General features: G+C 37.0%; 15 protein-coding genes and 1 pseudogene. 10 read left to right on the top strand and 6 right to left on the bottom strand.

Features of this window, described 5'->3' with window-relative positions; all coding sequences use genetic code 11:
* The first annotated feature begins 201 nt into the window (after positions 1-201).
* The 5 genes and pseudogenes from DRF59_RS00320 to arr all read left to right on the top strand — a co-directional run.
* Complete coding sequence (locus DRF59_RS00320; RefSeq protein ID WP_115956312.1) at positions 202-651, top strand: Hsp20/alpha crystallin family protein; 450 nt, start codon at positions 202-204, stop codon at positions 649-651.
* Positions 652-988: 337 nt separating this feature from the next.
* A complete protein-coding gene (ligD, locus tag DRF59_RS00315; RefSeq protein ID WP_206606734.1) occupies positions 989-3154 on the top strand; it encodes a DNA ligase D in 2166 nt (721 codons plus the stop codon).
* A 39-nt stretch (positions 3155-3193) separates the two neighbouring features.
* On the top strand, positions 3194-3379 hold the full coding sequence (locus tag DRF59_RS00310; protein WP_115956311.1) for a hypothetical protein: 186 nt from the start codon (positions 3194-3196) through the stop codon (positions 3377-3379).
* 391 nt (positions 3380-3770) lie between these two features.
* A complete protein-coding gene (locus DRF59_RS00305) occupies positions 3771-4310 on the top strand; it encodes an HD domain-containing protein (protein WP_241505449.1) in 540 nt (179 codons plus the stop codon).
* A 494-nt stretch (positions 4311-4804) separates the two neighbouring features.
* A pseudogene (arr, locus tag DRF59_RS21245) lies at positions 4805-5185 on the top strand (NAD(+)--rifampin ADP-ribosyltransferase); the annotation flags it as partial.
* An 87-nt stretch (positions 5186-5272) separates the two neighbouring features.
* Here the strand turns inward: arr and DRF59_RS00295 are convergent.
* Positions 5273-5761, bottom strand: a complete 489-nt coding sequence (locus DRF59_RS00295) for a GNAT family N-acetyltransferase (protein ID WP_115956308.1) — start codon at positions 5759-5761, stop codon at positions 5273-5275.
* Between the two features lie 164 nt (positions 5762-5925).
* On the opposite strand from DRF59_RS00295, the gene DRF59_RS00290 reads away from it, so the two are divergent.
* The 3 genes from DRF59_RS00290 (at position 5926) to DRF59_RS00280 (ending at position 12771) form a co-directional block, all read left to right on the top strand.
* Positions 5926-7491 (top strand): tetratricopeptide repeat protein, encoded by a 1566-nt coding sequence (locus DRF59_RS00290; RefSeq protein ID WP_115956307.1) that lies wholly within the window; start codon positions 5926-5928, stop codon positions 7489-7491.
* Positions 7492-7615: 124 nt separating this feature from the next.
* Positions 7616-9037, top strand: coding sequence for a tetratricopeptide repeat protein (locus tag DRF59_RS00285; protein WP_123873637.1), 1422 nt, complete (start codon positions 7616-7618; stop codon positions 9035-9037).
* A 695-nt stretch (positions 9038-9732) separates the two neighbouring features.
* A complete protein-coding gene (locus tag DRF59_RS00280; protein WP_115956305.1) occupies positions 9733-12771 on the top strand; it encodes a reprolysin-like metallopeptidase in 3039 nt (1012 codons plus the stop codon).
* Between the two features lie 90 nt (positions 12772-12861).
* Here the strand turns inward: DRF59_RS00280 and DRF59_RS00275 are convergent, their stop codons facing one another.
* On the bottom strand, positions 12862-14022 hold the full coding sequence (locus DRF59_RS00275; RefSeq protein ID WP_115956304.1) for an FAD-dependent oxidoreductase: 1161 nt from the start codon (positions 14020-14022) through the stop codon (positions 12862-12864).
* A gap of 27 nt (positions 14023-14049) precedes the next feature.
* Entirely contained in the window at positions 14050-14805 is a 756-nt protein-coding gene (locus tag DRF59_RS00270; protein ID WP_115956303.1) for a helix-turn-helix domain-containing protein, read from the bottom strand.
* Positions 14806-14950: 145 nt separating this feature from the next.
* Between DRF59_RS00270 and DRF59_RS00265 the strand changes: the two genes are divergently transcribed.
* Together DRF59_RS00265 and DRF59_RS00260 are read left to right on the top strand one after the other, a co-directional pair.
* On the top strand, positions 14951-15532 hold the full coding sequence (locus DRF59_RS00265; RefSeq protein WP_115956302.1) for a Crp/Fnr family transcriptional regulator: 582 nt from the start codon (positions 14951-14953) through the stop codon (positions 15530-15532).
* Between the two features lie 63 nt (positions 15533-15595).
* Positions 15596-16531, top strand: a complete 936-nt coding sequence (locus tag DRF59_RS00260) for a ketopantoate reductase family protein (RefSeq protein WP_115956301.1) — start codon at positions 15596-15598, stop codon at positions 16529-16531.
* 85 nt (positions 16532-16616) lie between these two features.
* On the opposite strand, the gene DRF59_RS00255 is transcribed toward DRF59_RS00260, so the two are convergent.
* The 3 genes from DRF59_RS00255 to DRF59_RS00245 all read right to left on the bottom strand — a co-directional run bounded on the left by DRF59_RS00255 (position 16617) and on the right by DRF59_RS00245 (position 18334).
* Positions 16617-16967 (bottom strand): 4Fe-4S dicluster domain-containing protein, encoded by a 351-nt coding sequence (locus DRF59_RS00255; RefSeq protein ID WP_115956300.1) that lies wholly within the window; start codon positions 16965-16967, stop codon positions 16617-16619.
* Positions 16968-17260: 293 nt separating this feature from the next.
* Positions 17261-17830 (bottom strand): NADPH-dependent FMN reductase, encoded by a 570-nt coding sequence (locus tag DRF59_RS00250; protein WP_115956299.1) that lies wholly within the window; start codon positions 17828-17830, stop codon positions 17261-17263.
* 3 nt (positions 17831-17833) lie between these two features.
* Positions 17834-18334 (bottom strand): DUF2480 family protein, encoded by a 501-nt coding sequence (locus tag DRF59_RS00245; RefSeq protein WP_115956298.1) that lies wholly within the window; start codon positions 18332-18334, stop codon positions 17834-17836.
* Between the last annotated feature and the right edge of the window lie 4 nt (positions 18335-18338).

Genomic DNA, 18338 nt, shown 5'->3' with positions numbered 1-18338 from the left:
GGTCCTTTCATCGGTTGCTGGCCCGCCTGATTTGTAGTTTAAATGCGGGTTTGATAACAGGTGTACATAAAGTGAAATTTTGACAGATTTTCTGAAAAAAAATCACATTTTTTTTATGGTATTTTTTTTGATTATATTATATAAACAGCTGGCCGGCTGATGTGTTTATAAATAATTGTTTAACTGTAAAAGAACATTATTATGAATCTTATTAAAAGAAATTGGAACAATTCTTCAGTTTTTCCTAATCTTTTCGATGATTTTTTTAATCGTGAACTTTTTAATTGGGGAAACAATAATTATTCATCGACAAGTACGACTGTTCCTTCAGTCAATATCAGGGAAAATGCAGATGCTTATGAAGTGGAAGTAGCTGCTCCCGGAATGGAAAAAAATGATTTTGAGATTAAACTTGATGGTAACCTTCTTACTATTTCTTCTTCAAAAGAAGATAATCACGAAACAGAAGAAGGAAATTACACCCGAAGGGAGTTCAGTTACCAATCTTTTCAAAGAAGTTTTGAACTGCCGAGGGATGTGGTGGATCAGGAGAATATTCAGGCAAAATATGAGAATGGATTACTGCTTTTAACTATTCCGAAGAAAGAAACAGCCAAGCAAAAACCACCACGGTTAATAGAAATATCCTAGGATATTAATCTGTCATGATCATAAAATTGTAATTAGCCTCTAAGGAGGCTAATTTTTTATTTTGCAGGCAGCTTGTTCCAGGATGCTGAAAAAAAATTGGACGATGTGTTTTGTAAACGGCTTAATTTTTGCAAAATTTTAATAATACACGCATGGGTAAAATAATACATTGCCATGTAAATAATTAAAGATCAGGTACAGTGCTGATCATTGGATTGTAAGCAGATAAATCAGGTATTTAAAGGATAAGTTAAGGGTTGGGGCACCATTGACCGGACCACTTAACGGCTCGAGCTATAGTATGATTACTTTAGGTTAGAATGATAAATTTAGATCAATGTCCAATCCTAATATTATGTTTATGAGTGTATCCGGAAACCGAAAAAAAAGTTCTCAAAGCAAATCTTCAGATAAGAAAAGGACAATACTGGCGGCTGAAACAAAGAAAGCTAAAAAGGCAGTGGAGATCATGGCCGGACAGCTTGATGGAATACCTGTCCGGGAAAATACCAAAAGTAATATCACGTCTTCTTTGCTAAAAAAAGCACCGGAACAGGCTTTCTATACTGAAGTAGAACCAATGCTTGCAACCCTGATTGATAATCCATTTGATGATGATGGATGGATTTATGAACTGAAATGGGACGGTTACCGTGCAGTAGCCTTTATGAACGGAGATCAGGTTGAGCTGAAGTCAAGAAATAATAAGAGCTTCAGCGAAAAGTTCTATCCTGTCTATAATGAACTGCAGAAACTTAACATTAAAGCGGTGCTGGATGGAGAGCTGGTTGTTCTGGGACACTCCGGAACGGCTGATTTTGGTTCTCTTCAGAACTGGAGGAGTGAGGCGGACGGTGATCTTGTTTATTACGTTTTTGATATTTTGTGGTATGAGGGTAAAAATCTGAAAGAGCTGCCCTTGCTTGACCGCAAAATTATCCTGAAAGATGTCCTTCCGAAAAGCAATGTGATACTGCTGAGTGAATACTTTAAAATATCAGGGATTACTTTTTTGGAAGAAGCCAGAAAGCTTGGACTGGAAGGAATTATGGCCAAGCGTATCGACAGTATTTACCATGCCGGTAACCGTTCGAGGGACTGGTTAAAAATTAAAGCCAGTAAGAGGCAGGAAGTAGTTATTGGCGGATACACTTTGAATGATGATTCCAAAAAACTGTTCAGTAGCATTCTCGTTGGTGTTTATGAAGGCAAAAAACTGGTCTATACCGGTAAAGTTGGTACCGGGTTTAATAGCAAACTGCAGAAGGAAATGATGGCGATGTTCAGTCCCCTGATTACCCGCAATACTCCATTTGACAGAGAGCCGGATGTTAATAAACCTTCCAGGTTCAGACCTGATCCTCCACATGCCACGGTAACCTGGTTACGTCCCGAACTGGTCTGTGAGGTCAGTTTTACAGAGATAACGGCAGATGGGGTCATGAGGCATCCGTCCTTTAATGGGATGAGAGAAGATAAAAGCGCAGATAAAGTTGTTCTTGAACATGAATCGTCTTCAGAAAAATTATTACACGGACCTTCCGGCAATCTGATTAAACCCCGTGGAAAACCTGTCCGCAAAACTTTGCTGAATCCAAAAGATAAAAGCCAGGTGAGAAAGGTCAGTAAACATGAACTGAAATTCACCAATCTTGATAAAATCTTCTGGCCGGAAGAAGGAATTACAAAACGTGATCTTATCAATTATTATTACCAGGCAGCTCCGTTTATATTACCTTATTTAAAAGACCGGCCACAGAGCATGAACAGGTTCCCCAATGGGATAACAGAGGAGGGATTCTACTTTAAAGATGTAACCAATACTGCTCCTGACTGGGCAGAAACCTTCTTATACCATAGTGAAACAGATGAAAGGGACAGGCATTATCTTGTAGGAAAAGATGAGGCAACCCTTTTATATATGGCAAACCTGGGGTGTATTGAGATGAATCCCTGGAACAGTACGATCAAAAAACCGGACAATCCAACATTTTGTATCATTGATCTTGACCCTGATAAAAATTCATTTGAACAAGTTATAGAAGCGGCAAAGGTAACAAAGGAGATCCTTGATGGAATGGGAGTTCCCTGTTATTGTAAGACAAGTGGTTCTACAGGACTTCATATCTATATTCCCCTGGGCAATAAGTACACTTATGAGCAATCCAAGGAATTTGCAAGAATCATAGTGACGCTGGTGAACCGGGAGCTGCCGGATTATACCAGTATAGAACGTGCTATTAAAGACCGTAAAGGGAAAATGTACCTTGATTTTCTGCAAAACAGGCCACATGCAACCATAGCGGCAGCCTATTCAGTACGGCCGAAACCCGGAGCTACAGTATCTATGCCCCTTCATTGGGATGAAGTGAAAAAGGGATTGAAGATCTCTGATTTCCATATTTTCAATGCCATTGAACGGATGAACAGTGAGGGCGATATTTTTAAACCTGTACTTGGAAAAGGAATCGATCTCAGAAAAGTGATTGAAAACTTTCAATAAACCTGTTATTGTAATACTAAACCATAAATATTTATCACCATGAATGTAAAACGGATATTTGGAACCATACTGACTATTTTAGGTATCGGAGGTCTTTTATATGTTGGAAACGGCCTTATCAATAAAGGTGTAGGCAATATGACCCTTATTGTTGTGGGGATCATTGGTCTGTTATTCTTTTTTGCAGGAATCAGCCTGGTAAAGAATACTAAAGATGAAAGCTGACAAAAACTGCGAATGAATGATTATGAAAATAAGCTTTCCTGAACGGAAAGCTTATTGGATGTAAGTAAGATAAAAACATGTATTAAAGATAAATCTAAATTATACTAATATTTTCATGAATTTTATGATCCTGATCATTAGGAGAAGTATTTTATAACATTGATGCAGTTGTGTTGCCTGAAAACCGGGGGTGTAGTGTTGATGGTTGTAAAAACAATAAACCCTCCGTTCGGAAGGTTTATTGGATCTTGAGAATATAAGATCAATTTTAACTCCTTAGAACAAATGTAAGCATAGACTATACTAGACTTTATGATCATAATCATAAAAGGTGAAATATCCGGTTATAACAGTGTTTATCTTTTTCACCCACATTTATCGTATGGAAACAATGGAAGTCATACAAAAAATTATTGAATTTGCTGATAGGGCGCATGGAGTGCAGACCCGGAAATATAATACGGACCGTTATATTGTAATGGAGATTTGCAGACCATACACGGATAAATTGCCGGTACTGGCTGCGGCAATATTACATGACGTTATTGAGGATACTCCGGTTACCGGCAATGAAATATTATTTTTCCTGAGTCATTACATGAATGCAGAAGATCAGAACCTCACCATAAAAATGGTTCTTGAATTAACCGATGTTTATGTGAAAAAAGACTTCTCTGCATTGAACAGATCTCAACGGAAGCGCCTGGAAATAAAGCGTCTTAAAACAATCAGTGCGGATGCCCAAACCATAAAATATGCTGATATTATTGATAATGCCCGGGAAATTTCTCAAAATGACCCGTTGTTTGCCAAACGGTTTTTAACTGAATGTGACGATATTCTTCTCGCATTGAAAAAAGGGGAGTATAAGCTTAGAGAAAAAGCTGTTTCTTTGGTTAGAGAAGAACTCAGAAAGTTGAATTCAAAATAGCACAGCGGTAAAATCATGTGAAAAATAAGATGATTACCGCTTAATATTTTTGCTTAAATTTTAACCCTGAAAAAACAAGGTAGGAGCTGACTGATATTGCTCACAAAATATCAGGAATTAAAAATAACAATATGGAATTTTCACCATTCAATAATGTGGTTAAACTATGTATTCAGGGGATGAATATGGAAGATGAAGGCAGACCTGAAGAAGCGTACCGGCTTTTCTTACAAGGCTGGGAAGCAGCAGCAGATAACCTTGAAAGATTTCTTGCCGCATATTATGTATCCAGACATCAGAAGTCCGCTTCAGACAGATTACAATGGCTAAAGAAAGCTCTGAAATACGCCCTGGAAATGAAAGATGATACCGTTAACAGTGCTTTACCCTCTCTTTATACCAAAATTTCTGAATGCTATAATGAACTGGGAGAAACAGCCAAAGCAACAGAGAATGCAGAATCAGCAAAGAAATTTAAAAACAATCCTTCTGATAAAGGTCCTTTTTATCATGGAACAAAGGCTGATTTAAATATTGGGGATGTATTGACTCCCGGTGGAAATTCCAATTATAAATCTGATTTCAGAATGAATCATATTTATTTTACAGGTTTGGTAAATGGTGCCGGGCTTGCTGCCTCATTAGCCAAAGGTGAGGCCCCTGAACGAGTGTATATTGTTGAACCAACCGGTGATTATGAGAATGACCCCAACCTGACAGATAAAAAATTCCCGGGTAATCCTACACGTTCCTATCGTTCGGAATCACCGCTTAAAATTGTCGGGGAAGTTAAGGATTGGCTTAGGCCGGCTCCCGAAGAGCTTCAAAAATTTCGTGAAAAACTGGCTGATAATAAAGGTGAGATCATAAACTAAGGCAGAAATAAAGTATTGCCATATCTTTTATTCCTGATTTGTATATAACCATTTTTGTTCCTGATTATTTTATCTGCTAAAGAATACTTATGTATTTTTAGTATGCTTCATAACTATACTGCAGGCGGAACCGTTTGAAGTACTGTTTGTTATGTCTCTGAAGCCTATTTTTCTGTATAGGTTGTAGGCTTTACTATTCCTGCTTGTTACCCCCAGCGTAATTTCAATATCATTAAATCTTTTATAAGCTTCATTTAGAACAGCCTCTATAAGTCCTTGTCCCATTCTCTTCCCCTGATAATCCTGTTGAATATACATCTGATAAATATTGCCGGTATTGTTTTCATCTTTAACAAATGCACAGATACCTACCAGCAGGCCATTTGTGAAGGCTCCAAATACAAACCTTTCTAAGGTCTGATGTTCTATATCAGATTCAATACGGAATTTCTCAGTCTTCAAAGCATCTTTATACGCTGTTCCGAATGCTTCAGGAAATTTTTCCAGGCTTTCCAGCCTGATTTTTCTATAGACTTTGCTTTCGTCGGGTAATAGATTACGGTATTCAATATTCATATCCGGAAATTTATACAAATATGCAATTAGTTTATGAACTATATACGATTAGCCGTAATTTTAACAAGATAATGTATATAATTAGTTTATTTTTTCTTATTTCGGGTGATAATTATGTATATTTATAACACAAATTACAAATCATAATTATAAAGATTTGTCAGATGGTTGTTTTTAGTATTATTGCACTATGGTATGACCAGGTTGGTATTTGTACATACGCAATAGTTGATAAGAAAAGATTAGAATTGGAAGTACTGCTGTTTAAAAATAATAGAATATATTCGAAACTGATAGGGAAAGCTGTGATCTGTATGCTTTTCACAGGGTTATTATTTTTAATTTCATGCCGTAAGACAAATCAGGATAAAGAAAAAAAAGCTTTTGATATTTCTCTGTTAACACAGAATGAAGAACTGCAGCTTTCCGGTGAATATGAATCTTTGATCCGCCTCAATATAGAATATTTAAAAAAGGCCGCTAAAATGAAGTATAAGGAAGGTAAAGGGCTTTGTTATCTTAATATTGCGGGAGTGAATGTTTCCTCCGGAAACTATGAAAAAGCCTCTTTTTTCTTCAATAAGGCAGGCAGGGATCTCGAACATTCAGATGATGCCTATCACCGGGCCAGATTCTTTAATGATTACAGCTTATATTTTTTACATCTTAAATTATATGATAAAGCAATCCGGAATAATGATAAAGCTTTATACTATCTGAAACGTGCAAAAAAATCAGACCTCAGAGATAAACTGATTGCAAGGGTATATATAAACCGGGGAATTTATTTCGCTTGGAAAGGATGGTCCGGAACCTCTATAAAAAGCTTTCTTAAAGGGAATAACCTTGAAAATTCGGCTTACAGTAATTGTATGGTTGCCCAATATTATTTGTTTAACAAACAGCCGGATGCTGCCGGAACTTATATCTCGTTAGCTAAGGAAAAGATGTTAAAGGAAAAAACAAGTGATGTGGAATCTCTCTGGGTATATTATACGATGGGATATTATTATAATGAGATTGATGATAATGAGGCTGCAGAAAAAGCCCTTAAAAAAGCTCTTGAAATCAATATAAAGACAAGACGTACCTATTCTTCTCATATAGAAGGGGTGTACAAATCCCTGGCAGAACTGTACAAAAAGAAAAATGACGGAGGGAAAGCGTACTTCTATTTAAAGAAATATATGGAAGAAGAAGGAAGGCTGGATGCAGAACGGTTTGCCACAATGAACAAAACCACAGAAGGCCTGATTTCAGAGATGAAAAAAGAATCAGACTGGCGTAAAAATGACCTTCCTTTACTGATTGCATTATCCATCACTTTTGTTACCGTTTCCGGAATTTATATTCATAAGATCATTAAACATCTCAGGCTGAAGAAGAAAGTACTCAAAGAGGAAACTGATGAGCTGAAAGACCATGTGTATCAGAAAATGCTGCAGGAAGTTATTGAACTGGCCCAGAAAAATGATTCTGCATTTCTGCTGAAATTTAAAGAGTTATATCCGGATTTTGTGAATACACTTTTAAAGATAAATCCTGAGCTTGAAAACTCTGAACTGACTTTTTGTGCTATGCTTAAACTTCGTTTTTCGTCTAAAGAAATTGCAGAATATACTTTTGTACAACATAAATCTGCCCAGCAGAAAAAATACAGGATACGAAAAAGATTGAATATTCCTGCCGATGAAGATATTTATGAATTCTTCGAAAGAATTGGATCATAGCTGTCTGTACCAGCTTTTACATTAAATTTTGTTTCCATTGAAACATTACATAAAAAATGAATACCAATATATAAAAGCTGATTTTTACAGTGATATAAGATACTTTATTACAGAATATAAAAAGATGATGCGTATTTTTCTTTTGACATTATTCACTATTTTTCTTTCATGTAACTCTGATCCCCGGAAATATGAGCAAAGCTTTGATACCCCTTTATTGAAGCTGAATGAAAAGTTCAGGCTTGCAGGCGAATATGATTCCCTGGTCAGCCTTAACAGGAAATATTATATGGCAGCGGAGAGATTAAATTATAATGAAGGAAAAGCATTGTGTTATATCAACTTTGCTGAGGTGAATATCTCTCTTGAAAATTACCAAAAGTCGCAGATCCTTTTTGATAAGGCCATGAATATTCTGAAAAAATCTAAAAATGATATTCATAAGGCCAGATTTTATAATGTATATGGACGTTTCAATTTTGAACTTAAAAGACCTGATAAAGCTTTTGAATATAATAATGAAGCTGCAAGCCATATAAAAAATGTGAGGAGTTCACCCTTAAAAGACGATTTGCTTTTTAATATCTATCTCAGACAAGGCACTTATTTCATACAAAAAAAACAGTATAGCCAGGCATTGCACTTTTTTCAGAAAGCAAGAAAATTTGACGATACCGGCCTTGCAGAATGCGCCATTAGTGATTATATATATATGCATCAGGAAAAGGATTCTGCATATAAATATCTCATGATGGCCCTGGATAAAACAAAAATAAGAGGAAAAGCTGATGGTATTGCACTGTATACCTATACCATATTAGGGGAGTATTATATTACAAACGGACAATACGATAAAGCAGAGGAATCTTTAAAAAAAGCGTTGGAAATAGACAAAAAAACAAAGCGTATCTATGCATATTACAGTAAATATATCTACAATGACCTCCGGACTCTGTATGATAGAAAAGGTGATAAAGAAAGCGCTTATTTCTATCTGAATGCTTATACTGAGGCTAAGAACAGAAATAATTTTTCCATATTAAAGACCATCAACCAGGATATGGAGTCTTTTATAAAAATGGCAAAAGAAGACTCAGAAGAATATGCTGACAATCTTCGGTGGACAATCATCTTTACAATTCTTATTGTTTCTTTTTCAGGAGTATATGCCTGGCGGGTGATCAGTTCCTTACGCAAGAAGAGATCTGTACTTAAAATAGAAGCAGAGGAATTAAAGTTTCTGATGAATGATAAAAAGCATGAAGAAATTTTAAAACTGGCAAGAGAGAATGATCCGGCTTTTCTGGCTCAGTTTAAAGAAGCTTATCCGGGTTTTATCAGTAAGCTTCTGGAGGTTAATCCCGGTCTTGAAAATTCAGAGCTTATCTTTTGTGCCATGCTTAAGCTGCATTTTACCTCTAAAGATATTGCACGCTATACATTTGTTCAGCATAAAACAGTTCAGCAAAAAAAATACAGAATCAGGAAGCGGTTATATATTCCTGCCGAAACAGATATTTATCAGTTTTTTGATGATATAAACTAATAAAAAAACTGCCTGATTTCTCATGTCAGACAGTTATTCGAAATATTCTTTTTTCGCCACCTGGTTTTTCGTGGTCTTGTTTCAAATTTGAAGATTTTCTGACAAAAGGGGAAAAAAAACTATACTACACAGGTACTACATGTGTTTAATTCATTGAATTTCAGTGTTGTATTTATTTCTATTCACCGTTGTATTTATTTCTATTCACCGTGAAAATGAATCAGTAAATTTTATTGAAATTAATAATATAAACTGTTTTTTATTGAAATGCAATCTTTTTATTGTGATTTCTGTGTTTGTATTTATCGGATTAGTCTGATTTTTTGCTTTCTTTTCTAATGAATTTCAGGATTGAACAGATATCATTTAAATCTTTAGTAGTACCAGACCATATAGAAAGTATTGTAGGAAAGAAGTTTTTTAATAAAAATTAATATTTTATTATTTTCTGATATTCAGTAAATTAAAGTAATGAGGTATGTGTGTAGTATTCTGTTTTTATGCTTTTTTTAATATAAAATATAGTTTTGTTAATCATCATTTGGTGATGTATTTGTTTGCTAAGTATATATGTATTTAAGTTTTTTAGATATTAATTTACATTAAAATGCCTATTTACGTGTTTAAATGGTAATATAAGTAAATTCCGATAAGTATAACCACTATTTTAATATAACAAAAACAGGTAAAAATTTATGAAGAGAAAAATTCTATTGATTAGTACTCTAGCCGCAGGGCTTACCAGCATGTTTGGACAACGATGGGAACCTGCTTCACAAAAAGATTCGCAGATCAGAAGGGGCATTGAAGTTCAATATTCTTATAACGTTGACCTACAGGCATTGAGAAATATGTTAAAGGATGCTGTAGAAACAGGAAAGGGAGCAAGAGCAGTTATTATTTCCCTGCCAACAGCAGAAGGAAAGATTGAAAAATTTGCGGTATACAGTAACCCGGTTATGGAAAAATCACTGATTGATAAATATCAGTTGGGTTCATATGTAGGAGTTGGAGTGGATGATCCCGGAAAGTATGTAAGATTCAGTACGTCTCCGACAGAAATGCAGTCTATGATTATCAAAGACGGAATATTTCAGTTTATTGAGCCGATCAGTACAGATAAAAAAACGTATGGTGTTTTTTATAAAACGAAAGAAGAGGGAGGAGTTCATGGTTTTGAATGTGATACAGAGGAGCATGATATTAAGGCTATAAAGTCATTGGAATATAATGGGAAGCAAACACTTTCCGGTGTAGGTATCACAAACAGGCCTGCCAATACAAAATACAGAACATTCAGAATGGCATTGGCGGCGACAGGGGAATATACCCAGTTTCATGGAGGAAACGCTGCCGGTGCACTTACTGCAATCAATAATACAATGACCAGAATAAACGGAGTGTTTGAAAGAGACTTCGGAGCGCATTTTATCGTTCAGGACCTTCCGGGAATACTTTATACAGATCCTGCAGCAGATTTTTATACTCCGCCGGCAGCACAAGGTGATCCGTCACTTAATTTACAGCTGCAGAGATTACTGACAAACGAAATAGGGGATGCCAATTATGACATAGGACACGTATTTCACAGGAATGTAGGCGGAAGCAGAAACGGAAATGCAGGTGGAATAGGAATTATATGTGCAAGTCCTCCGAATAATAATGCACTGGCAAAAGGATCTGCTTTTTCCATGAGCCCGGATCCGGTAGGAGAAGTTTTTGATTTAATGGCTGCACACGAAATGGGGCATCAGCTGGGAGCCAATCATACTTTTTCTATGAGAACTGAAGCTACCGGAGCCAATGTGGAACCGTGGGGTGGAACAACCATTATGGGGTATCCCGGAATTACCCAGGATAATATTCAGGCTAATATGGATGGATATTTTCACTACAAATCTATTTCGCAGGTGTTGAATAATCTGGAAAATAAACCCGGATGTGGTATAGCTACAGATATTACAACAAATACTCCCCCTGTCATTACGCCACTGGCAAGCTATGATATCCCGAAAGGAACTGCTTATTATCTGGAAGCTACGGTTACAGATGCTGAAAATGACCCTGTAAAATATACCTGGGAACAATATAACAGCGTTGGAGACAGAAATACAATATCAGGAGACAGTGGCTGGGGGTATAATGCTGAGGGAGCTATTGCAAGATCATTACCCGGAACAGCGAGCAGCAGAAGGTATTTTCCTAAACTGGAATCTGTACTGAATGGTGTATTGACTGACAAGCAGGGCTGGGAGACCGTTTCCTATATTCCAAGAGAACTGAATTATGCAGTTACTGTTCGGGATGAAAATGCACAACGTCCGATGACTTCCACCTCAGAAACTGTAGTAAGGGTAGGGAATGACGGACCTTTTAAGTTTAACGGGCTTACAACTTCATCTATTTTATATAACAATGCATCCAATACCCTTTATTGGGATACAGCCAATACCAGTAATGCACCTTATAATGTTGCCAATGTAAAAATTGATTACACAGCAGATAACGGAGCTACATGGACACTGCTGACGGCTTCCACCCCCAATAGCGGAAGTTATTCTGCACAGCTGCCCGCCAATTTAACAGGAAATATCAAATTAAGAATATCAGCTTTAAACAATATCTTTTACGCTGTTTCTCCTGCCGTTACCGTAGGAGCTGCACCTACATCCGCAACGGCTGCACCAACAGGTGTCTCTGCTTTAGATGCAGAAATTTTCAAGACCACGGCAAGGGTGTCCTGGAATAAAGTTTCCGGAGCCGCTTATTCTGTTAATTACAGAAAGGCAGGAACTACAAACTGGTCAAATGCAGTAAGCCAGACCAACTCTGTTGTATTGAGCAATCTGGAAGATGAAACCAATTATGAAGTACAGGTTGCCGCGGTTGTTAATAATGTTCCCGGAACATTTTCAAATAATTATACTTTTAAAACAAAAGGCTTAAGGACAGGAACAGACTATTGTCTGATGACAACAGGAGGTAATGGAGGTAGTTTTAACAGTGGGCTGATAAGATTGACGTTATCAAACCTGGCCTATGTATTTACCGGATTGGATGTTTATAAAACATATCTGGATTTTAGCAATGATGCCACTAAAGTAGTGAACCTTACAAAAGGAGTTCAGTATACTGCGAATTTCAGAAATCTGGCCGGAGGTAATTATAATGACTGGCTTGAAATCTGGATAGATTATAACAGGAATGGTGTTTTTGAAGATTCGGAAAAAGTAGTATCTAACGGAGCTCTTCCTCAGTATTCAGCTGCCGCTCAGGCTTATCTTCGTGATGGTAATGTAACATTTACTGTGCCTAATACAGCATATTCGGGAGATAAAACCGTAAGAATGAGGGTAGCAAGTACCTTCTTTAATGCAGCCAGCGGACCTTGTGGAAGTCCTACAGTTCCTGTGAACGGTGGTGGAGTGGTTTCAAGCGGTTCGTTCAGAGACTTTTCTGTGAAAATTTCTGAAAATACAAACCTTGCGGTCAGAGAAGTAGATGATACAAAATCAGAAATATCTGTTTATCCTAATCCGGCTGACACTTTTATCGAAGTCAGAAACCTGAAAGGAGAATCAGATTACAAGATTTACAGTGCTGATGGCAGGCTGGTTCAGGAAGGTAAATTTAACGGAGAGCGAATAAATGTGGCTTCACTGGTAAAAGGAATGTATCTGATTACGATCAGAAATGATAAGAATACATATAATACCAAGTTAATCAAGAAATAATACAAATGAACTCCTGAACAGAATCCAGGGAGGAAAAAACTTTATTCAGAGGGAAATGAGCTGTCTCAATGTTTGAGACAGCTTTTTATTTTAATCAGGATGGGTGGTGAAAAATTCAATCATTGTGGCAAGTGCTGTTTCAGAATGCATCCGTTCCCCATTTTCCAGGGATTCCCGGGTGGCAATGGCAGCTCTTTCACGCATTTTCTGTTCGTAGCTGGAAATAGCTTCACACAACGTATTATAATGGTTATCCGTTAAATGCTCACTCAACTCCAGAGCATCCAGCATAGCCATATTAGCTCCTTCTCCTGCAAATGGGGGCATTACATGAGCAGCATCACCGATTAAGGTCAGGTTCGGCCGGGTTTCCCAGGTCTGATCAAAGGGCATATAGTAAATCAGACGTGGAATAAAAGGAGTTACAGCATTTTCAAACAGTTCTTCCCATACAGAGCTCCATTCAGAGTATTCTGTTTTAAACCATTTCAGCATCTGGGTATTATCAGAAAAATTGAGTCCACTGGCAGTAGGCCAGTTTTCATCAGCCTTAAAACTTGCATAAAACCCAATATCTCCGTTACCTTTCTGACCAAGCAAAATATTTTGACTGTTTCCAAAAGCCATGATTTTACCACCTTTTACCAGTGCGTCAATATGGGGAGCTTCCTGTTTTGAAACATTTCCTTCCAGCATGATCACTCCTGAATAAACAGGTTTAATATCTGTAAGATAAGGTCGTATTTTTGAATTGGCCCCGTCGCCGGCAATGACAAGATCGGCATACGCAGAAGTTCCGTTTTTGAAATGCAGTATCCAGCCTTCATCCTGAGGCTCCATAGAGGTAAAATGACTGTCCCAGACTACCGTTTCAGGCTGGAGAGAATCCAGGAGCATATTTCTTAATGGACCTCGGTCTATTTCCGGACGGAAATGTTCATACCCAAAATCTTCTTCAGGCTTTGTTTCGTGATCACTAAAAAATATTTCTGCTTTTTCATTCACAATCAGTGCTCTGTCAGCTCCTGGACGGAAGCTTTTCTTAAATTCATCCAGCAATCCTGCTTTACGGATGGCTTCCAGCCCCGAATCTTCGTGCATGTCAAGAGGAGAACCCTGGACACGGGCATTTTTATTAAAGTCTCTTTCATATACTTTTACGTCAGCTCCTTTCAGCTGTAAAAGTCTTGCCAGTGTAAGTCCGGCAGGACCTCCACCAACGATTGCTATTGATTTATTGTCTATCAGCATTGTTAATTTAAATTTTACAATGCAAATTTATTTTCCTTTCAATACTGATAATAGTACAAATCGGTCGTTTTTATTTTGGGATAATTCCTTGGGAGCAACTCCGGAAAATTTTTTTACTTCTTTGATGAAGTGATTCTGATCAGTATAGTTGAGTTCCGGGAATAATCTTCCCTGTGCAATATGTTCCAATGAAGCTCTGAAACGTAGAATAGTAGAATAAGCCTTTAACGACAATCCAAGCTGTTTGGTAAAATAACGGTTGATCTGCCTGCTGCTCCAACCTGTTTTTTCAGAAAGCTCCTGCACACTCATTTCACCCTTTGAGGCATAAACCAGTTCGAAGAGCTTTAATTTCCTTTCATCTGTTTTTGCAGGAAGCAGTTGCTTTATCTTTTGGGTAGCTTTCATACAGCAGTTGTTGAAATCTTTTAAATCGTCTGCACTGAAACTCCAGAAATCAGGGGCGAGTTCTTTTCCCAGATTGAGTAAATTGGCAATGGAGGTATTCAGAATATATTCAACTGCAAGAGGCTTAAAACTTACAACAAAAGCAATTGTATGAGGGGTAATATACCTTTGTTCAGGATAGGTTTCTAAACCGAGAAGGGTAACATGAAAAGGTTCTGAAGCTGATTGGGAGAAAAAAAGATCAATTCTTCCGTCAGGAATAATAACCACTTCTTTAGCTTCATCCGAAAGATTCTGAAATGTTCCCAGATTTTCCACAAAATCTGCGATTTCTTTGTCGGGTTCGATGAAATTGTAAGTGAAGTCATTTTCCATATTGATCTGATCTGTTTTTAAAGGAGAAAATTACAAAATTATCACTGGATTTATTAAAAAGTCCGTGGTTTATCTTTATAGTTTATAAATGCTATTTTTGTTCTGAAAAGATTTTTAAAAGTAAATATGCTGCAGCCTTTATTCTATGGACAAATCATCACTTAATACCTATTTTCATTCCTTATTTACAATCAGAAAAGAAGTGGTTGAAAAAATCACAGAAAAATTCAGCCGTTTTGAATTAAAGGCAAACACTGTTTTGCTGGATAAAAATGTGATCAGCACCAAAACTTATTTTCTCGAAAAAGGATATGTCCGTTCCTATATTCTGAACGAAGATAATGAAGAAATTACCACCAATATTTATACGGCACCCTGCTTTGTTAATGATTTTTTGTCTTTTTTCAGGCAGCAGCCAACCAAAGAAATATATCAGACCGTAACGGATTGTGTTTTCTGGGAAACGGGTTTGGAAAACGTACAGCATAATTTTCATAATATTCCCGAATTCAGGGAGTTCAGCAGGCTTCTTTTTGTTCTTAATTATTATAATATTCATGACAGGCTGATTGAAATGGCCAGTCAGAAAGCTTCCACTAGATATGCGAACCTGATGAAGAAAGATCCTGAAATTTTCCGGTATGTTCCTTTAAAAGTAATAGCCTCTTATCTCGGAATCAAAGACAGTTCACTAAGCAGGATCAGAAGGGATATGTATAAAATGTAATTTCTTTTCATTTGTCAAGTGGTATTTCCTGCATAATCGCTGATATTTGTTTAAAAATAATTCATGAATAAAAAACATATTATTGTTGTAGGATTGGGTGGTGTAGGCGGATATTTTGGTTTTAAAATCAATCAGGCCAATGAAGCTTCCAAAAAATATAATGTTTCCTTTGTTGCCCGCGGGGAAACGTATGAGAAAGTAAAAGAAAACGGGTTGACCTTGTTGTCTCCGGAGCATTCCAGGCCGCAGACTCATCCTGATGCTATATTGCAGAACATCAGTGATATTAAAAATCCTGACCTTGTATTGATCTGTGTGAAGGAATATGACCTTGAAAATGTATGCCGACAGTTGCTGCAGGTCATTAATGAAAATACCATATTGCTTCCTATGATGAACGGGGCGGATATTTATGACAGGATACGGAAAATAATTCCTGAACATATGATTCTTCCAACCTGTATCTATGTTGCATCTCATATTAAAGAGAAAGGAATGGTGGAGCACAAAGGAAAAGCAGGAAAAATGATTATCGGAAGAGATCCTCAACATTTTTCTGATAATGTAGACTGGATTGTAGATCTGCTAAAAGAAAGCCAAATTGATTTTGATTTTAAAGATAATTCATTAACGGATATCTGGACAAAATTCATATTTATTGCCAGCTTCGGACTGGTAACTGCTAAATATAATTCATCCATTGGAGCAGTATGCACAAATGCACAACAGAGGAATGAAGCTACTGAAATCATGAAAGAAATAAAGCAGATTACTGATAAAAAAGAAATCTATCTTCAGAAAGATATCATCGATAAAACATTCGAAAAAGCCTCTACATTTCCTTTTGAAACTCCAACTTCCTTACAGCTTGATATTAATTCAGGAAAGAAAGAAAACGAACTGGAACTGTTTGCAGGAGCTGTATTGAAATATGGTTCTGAAACAGGTATTGATACTCCTTTCACTCAGAAAATCTACACTGAGATTAAAGCAAAATAAAGTCAGGCTAAAGCCGAAAAAGAAAAATATGAAAACCGGCGGGTAAAAACCCGCCTTTGTTGAAATTAATATAAAAGATAGAAGTTTAAGCGCTGTGCATGAATTTCTGCCTCTCCAATAGTACCTCTTCGGTTTCACGATGATCAGGATCATCTACACAACAATCCACAGGGCATACTGCTTTGCATTGTGGTTCTTCGTGAAAGCCTTTACATTCTGTACATTTTCCGGAAACAATATAATAGACGTCATCTGAAACCGCTTCATTGTAAGCGTCGGCATCAGCTTCCATGCCATCCGGGAATGTTATATGTCCTGTAAGCTTTGTCTTGTCTTTCCAGCGCCAGTCGATAGCCCCTTCATAAATGGCTGAATTGGGGCATTCCGGTTCACATGCACCACAGTTGATACAAGCATCTGTTATTTTTATAGCCATGATATTCTTTTTAGATTGTTAAAAAAAGGGATTTCTTTAACATTGTACTGTTTTAGAAACCCCTACAAACTTAATTAAAACAGTTTCAACAATTTATAAGCATCATAAACTGTGCAAACTTTTATGTTGAAAGCGTTAATCTGCAACTATTCTGCAGACAGACCATCCATTTCAGCGGCCAGATAGCTTGCAGGCTAATCTGCCTGAGATATTGGAATTGAATAGCCTGAAGCTTCTTTAATCTCAATTTTTAAGGTATAACGCTGATTATCAGTATACATGTTTCTGTCATATTATAAGTGATTTATTGTAGTTTTTTCTATTTTCTTTGTTGTTGCAATACTGATCAGCTTATCAAGTTTTGCGGAATAAAGTGGCGAAATTTTTGTTTTATCTTCGGAGGCAAGTAAGGATGACTTTATAATGGGAACGCTGAATGGAAGTGGCCATGCCCTTAATGATTTGGCGATAACATCCATTGCATTAATACCCTGTACAGCGTGCAGGCCATCTGCCCAGCATATCAGACCCACTGTTTTATCCGTAAGATAGGGCTCATATCTGTTTGACGTTACTTCAAGCCAGTCCAGACAGTTTTTCATTACCCCTGGAATACTTCCATGATAAAGAGGAGCCAGCCAGAAATGAAGATCAGCATCTGTAAACATCTGGACCATGCGTTCCACTGCCAAAGGAGTTTTGGTGAGTGTGACATCAAATAACGGAATTCCCGAGTCTGCAAGTGTAAAAATATCAGCTTGAATCCCCAGCATTTTCAGATGTTCTGAAAAATAATCCGAAATCAGTCCGGATGTAGATAAGGCTCTTCTTTCCAATGATCCGTTGAATATAATTGCTTTCATTTTTTATTGTTTAAAAATTACTTTGGGCAGTCCTATTTCACCATACATCAATGTTTTTACCAAAGGTTTCAGAAGTCCGGCCGCTAACAAATACAGAGAAGGATCATAATTGGTGTTGGCCCGGACAACCACTTTCTGATTTCTATACTGTTTCAGATCAGCATAAATGAGACGGCGTTTCCAGAGATCAAGCAGAATTGTTTCTGCATTATTTAAATCCACATAGGAAGCATAAGGAGAAAGTTTTTCCATGATCATCATATACGCCCAGGGTGGGATGATGGCATCTGTAGAACAGATAATTCCTACTGCTTTTTCATCATAAACAGAATAATCTACTGCAGCAATAGATTCTTTAAATTCTTTTTCCTTCACAATCATTCCCATGAAAAGATGGTCTTTAATATCCAGTTCTACAATTTCCGTTGTCGGCTTGTAGTCTGAAAGGTCAAGAGCAATAATGCCTGAAGCCTTTGCTTTATTGATAAAAATTTCCTCAGTCATAGAT

The organism is Chryseobacterium flavum, from assembly GCF_003385595.1.
Classification (GTDB): domain Bacteria; phylum Bacteroidota; class Bacteroidia; order Flavobacteriales; family Weeksellaceae; genus Chryseobacterium; species Chryseobacterium flavum.
This window is presented reverse-complemented; position numbering and strand designations above follow the sequence as displayed.

Coding starts and splice junctions, on each gene's coding strand:
- DRF59_RS00320 (WP_115956312.1), top strand. CDS start 202: ATGAATCTTATTAAAAGAAATTGGAACAATTCTTCAGTTTTTCCTAAT.
- ligD (WP_206606734.1), top strand. CDS start 989: ATGTCCAATCCTAATATTATGTTTATGAGTGTATCCGGAAACCGAAAA.
- DRF59_RS00310 (WP_115956311.1), top strand. CDS start 3,194: ATGAATGTAAAACGGATATTTGGAACCATACTGACTATTTTAGGTATC.
- DRF59_RS00305 (WP_241505449.1), top strand. CDS start 3,771: ATGGAAGTCATACAAAAAATTATTGAATTTGCTGATAGGGCGCATGGA.
- DRF59_RS00295 (WP_115956308.1), bottom strand. CDS start 5,761: ATGAATATTGAATACCGTAATCTATTACCCGACGAAAGCAAAGTCTAT.
- DRF59_RS00290 (WP_115956307.1), top strand. CDS start 5,926: ATGGTTGTTTTTAGTATTATTGCACTATGGTATGACCAGGTTGGTATT.
- DRF59_RS00285 (WP_123873637.1), top strand. CDS start 7,616: ATGATGCGTATTTTTCTTTTGACATTATTCACTATTTTTCTTTCATGT.
- DRF59_RS00280 (WP_115956305.1), top strand. CDS start 9,733: ATGAAGAGAAAAATTCTATTGATTAGTACTCTAGCCGCAGGGCTTACC.
- DRF59_RS00275 (WP_115956304.1), bottom strand. CDS start 14,022: ATGCTGATAGACAATAAATCAATAGCAATCGTTGGTGGAGGTCCTGCC.
- DRF59_RS00270 (WP_115956303.1), bottom strand. CDS start 14,805: ATGGAAAATGACTTCACTTACAATTTCATCGAACCCGACAAAGAAATC.
- DRF59_RS00265 (WP_115956302.1), top strand. CDS start 14,951: ATGGACAAATCATCACTTAATACCTATTTTCATTCCTTATTTACAATC.
- DRF59_RS00260 (WP_115956301.1), top strand. CDS start 15,596: ATGAATAAAAAACATATTATTGTTGTAGGATTGGGTGGTGTAGGCGGA.
- DRF59_RS00255 (WP_115956300.1), bottom strand. CDS start 16,967: ATGGCTATAAAAATAACAGATGCTTGTATCAACTGTGGTGCATGTGAA.
- DRF59_RS00250 (WP_115956299.1), bottom strand. CDS start 17,830: ATGAAAGCAATTATATTCAACGGATCATTGGAAAGAAGAGCCTTATCT.
- DRF59_RS00245 (WP_115956298.1), bottom strand. CDS start 18,334: ATGACTGAGGAAATTTTTATCAATAAAGCAAAGGCTTCAGGCATTATT.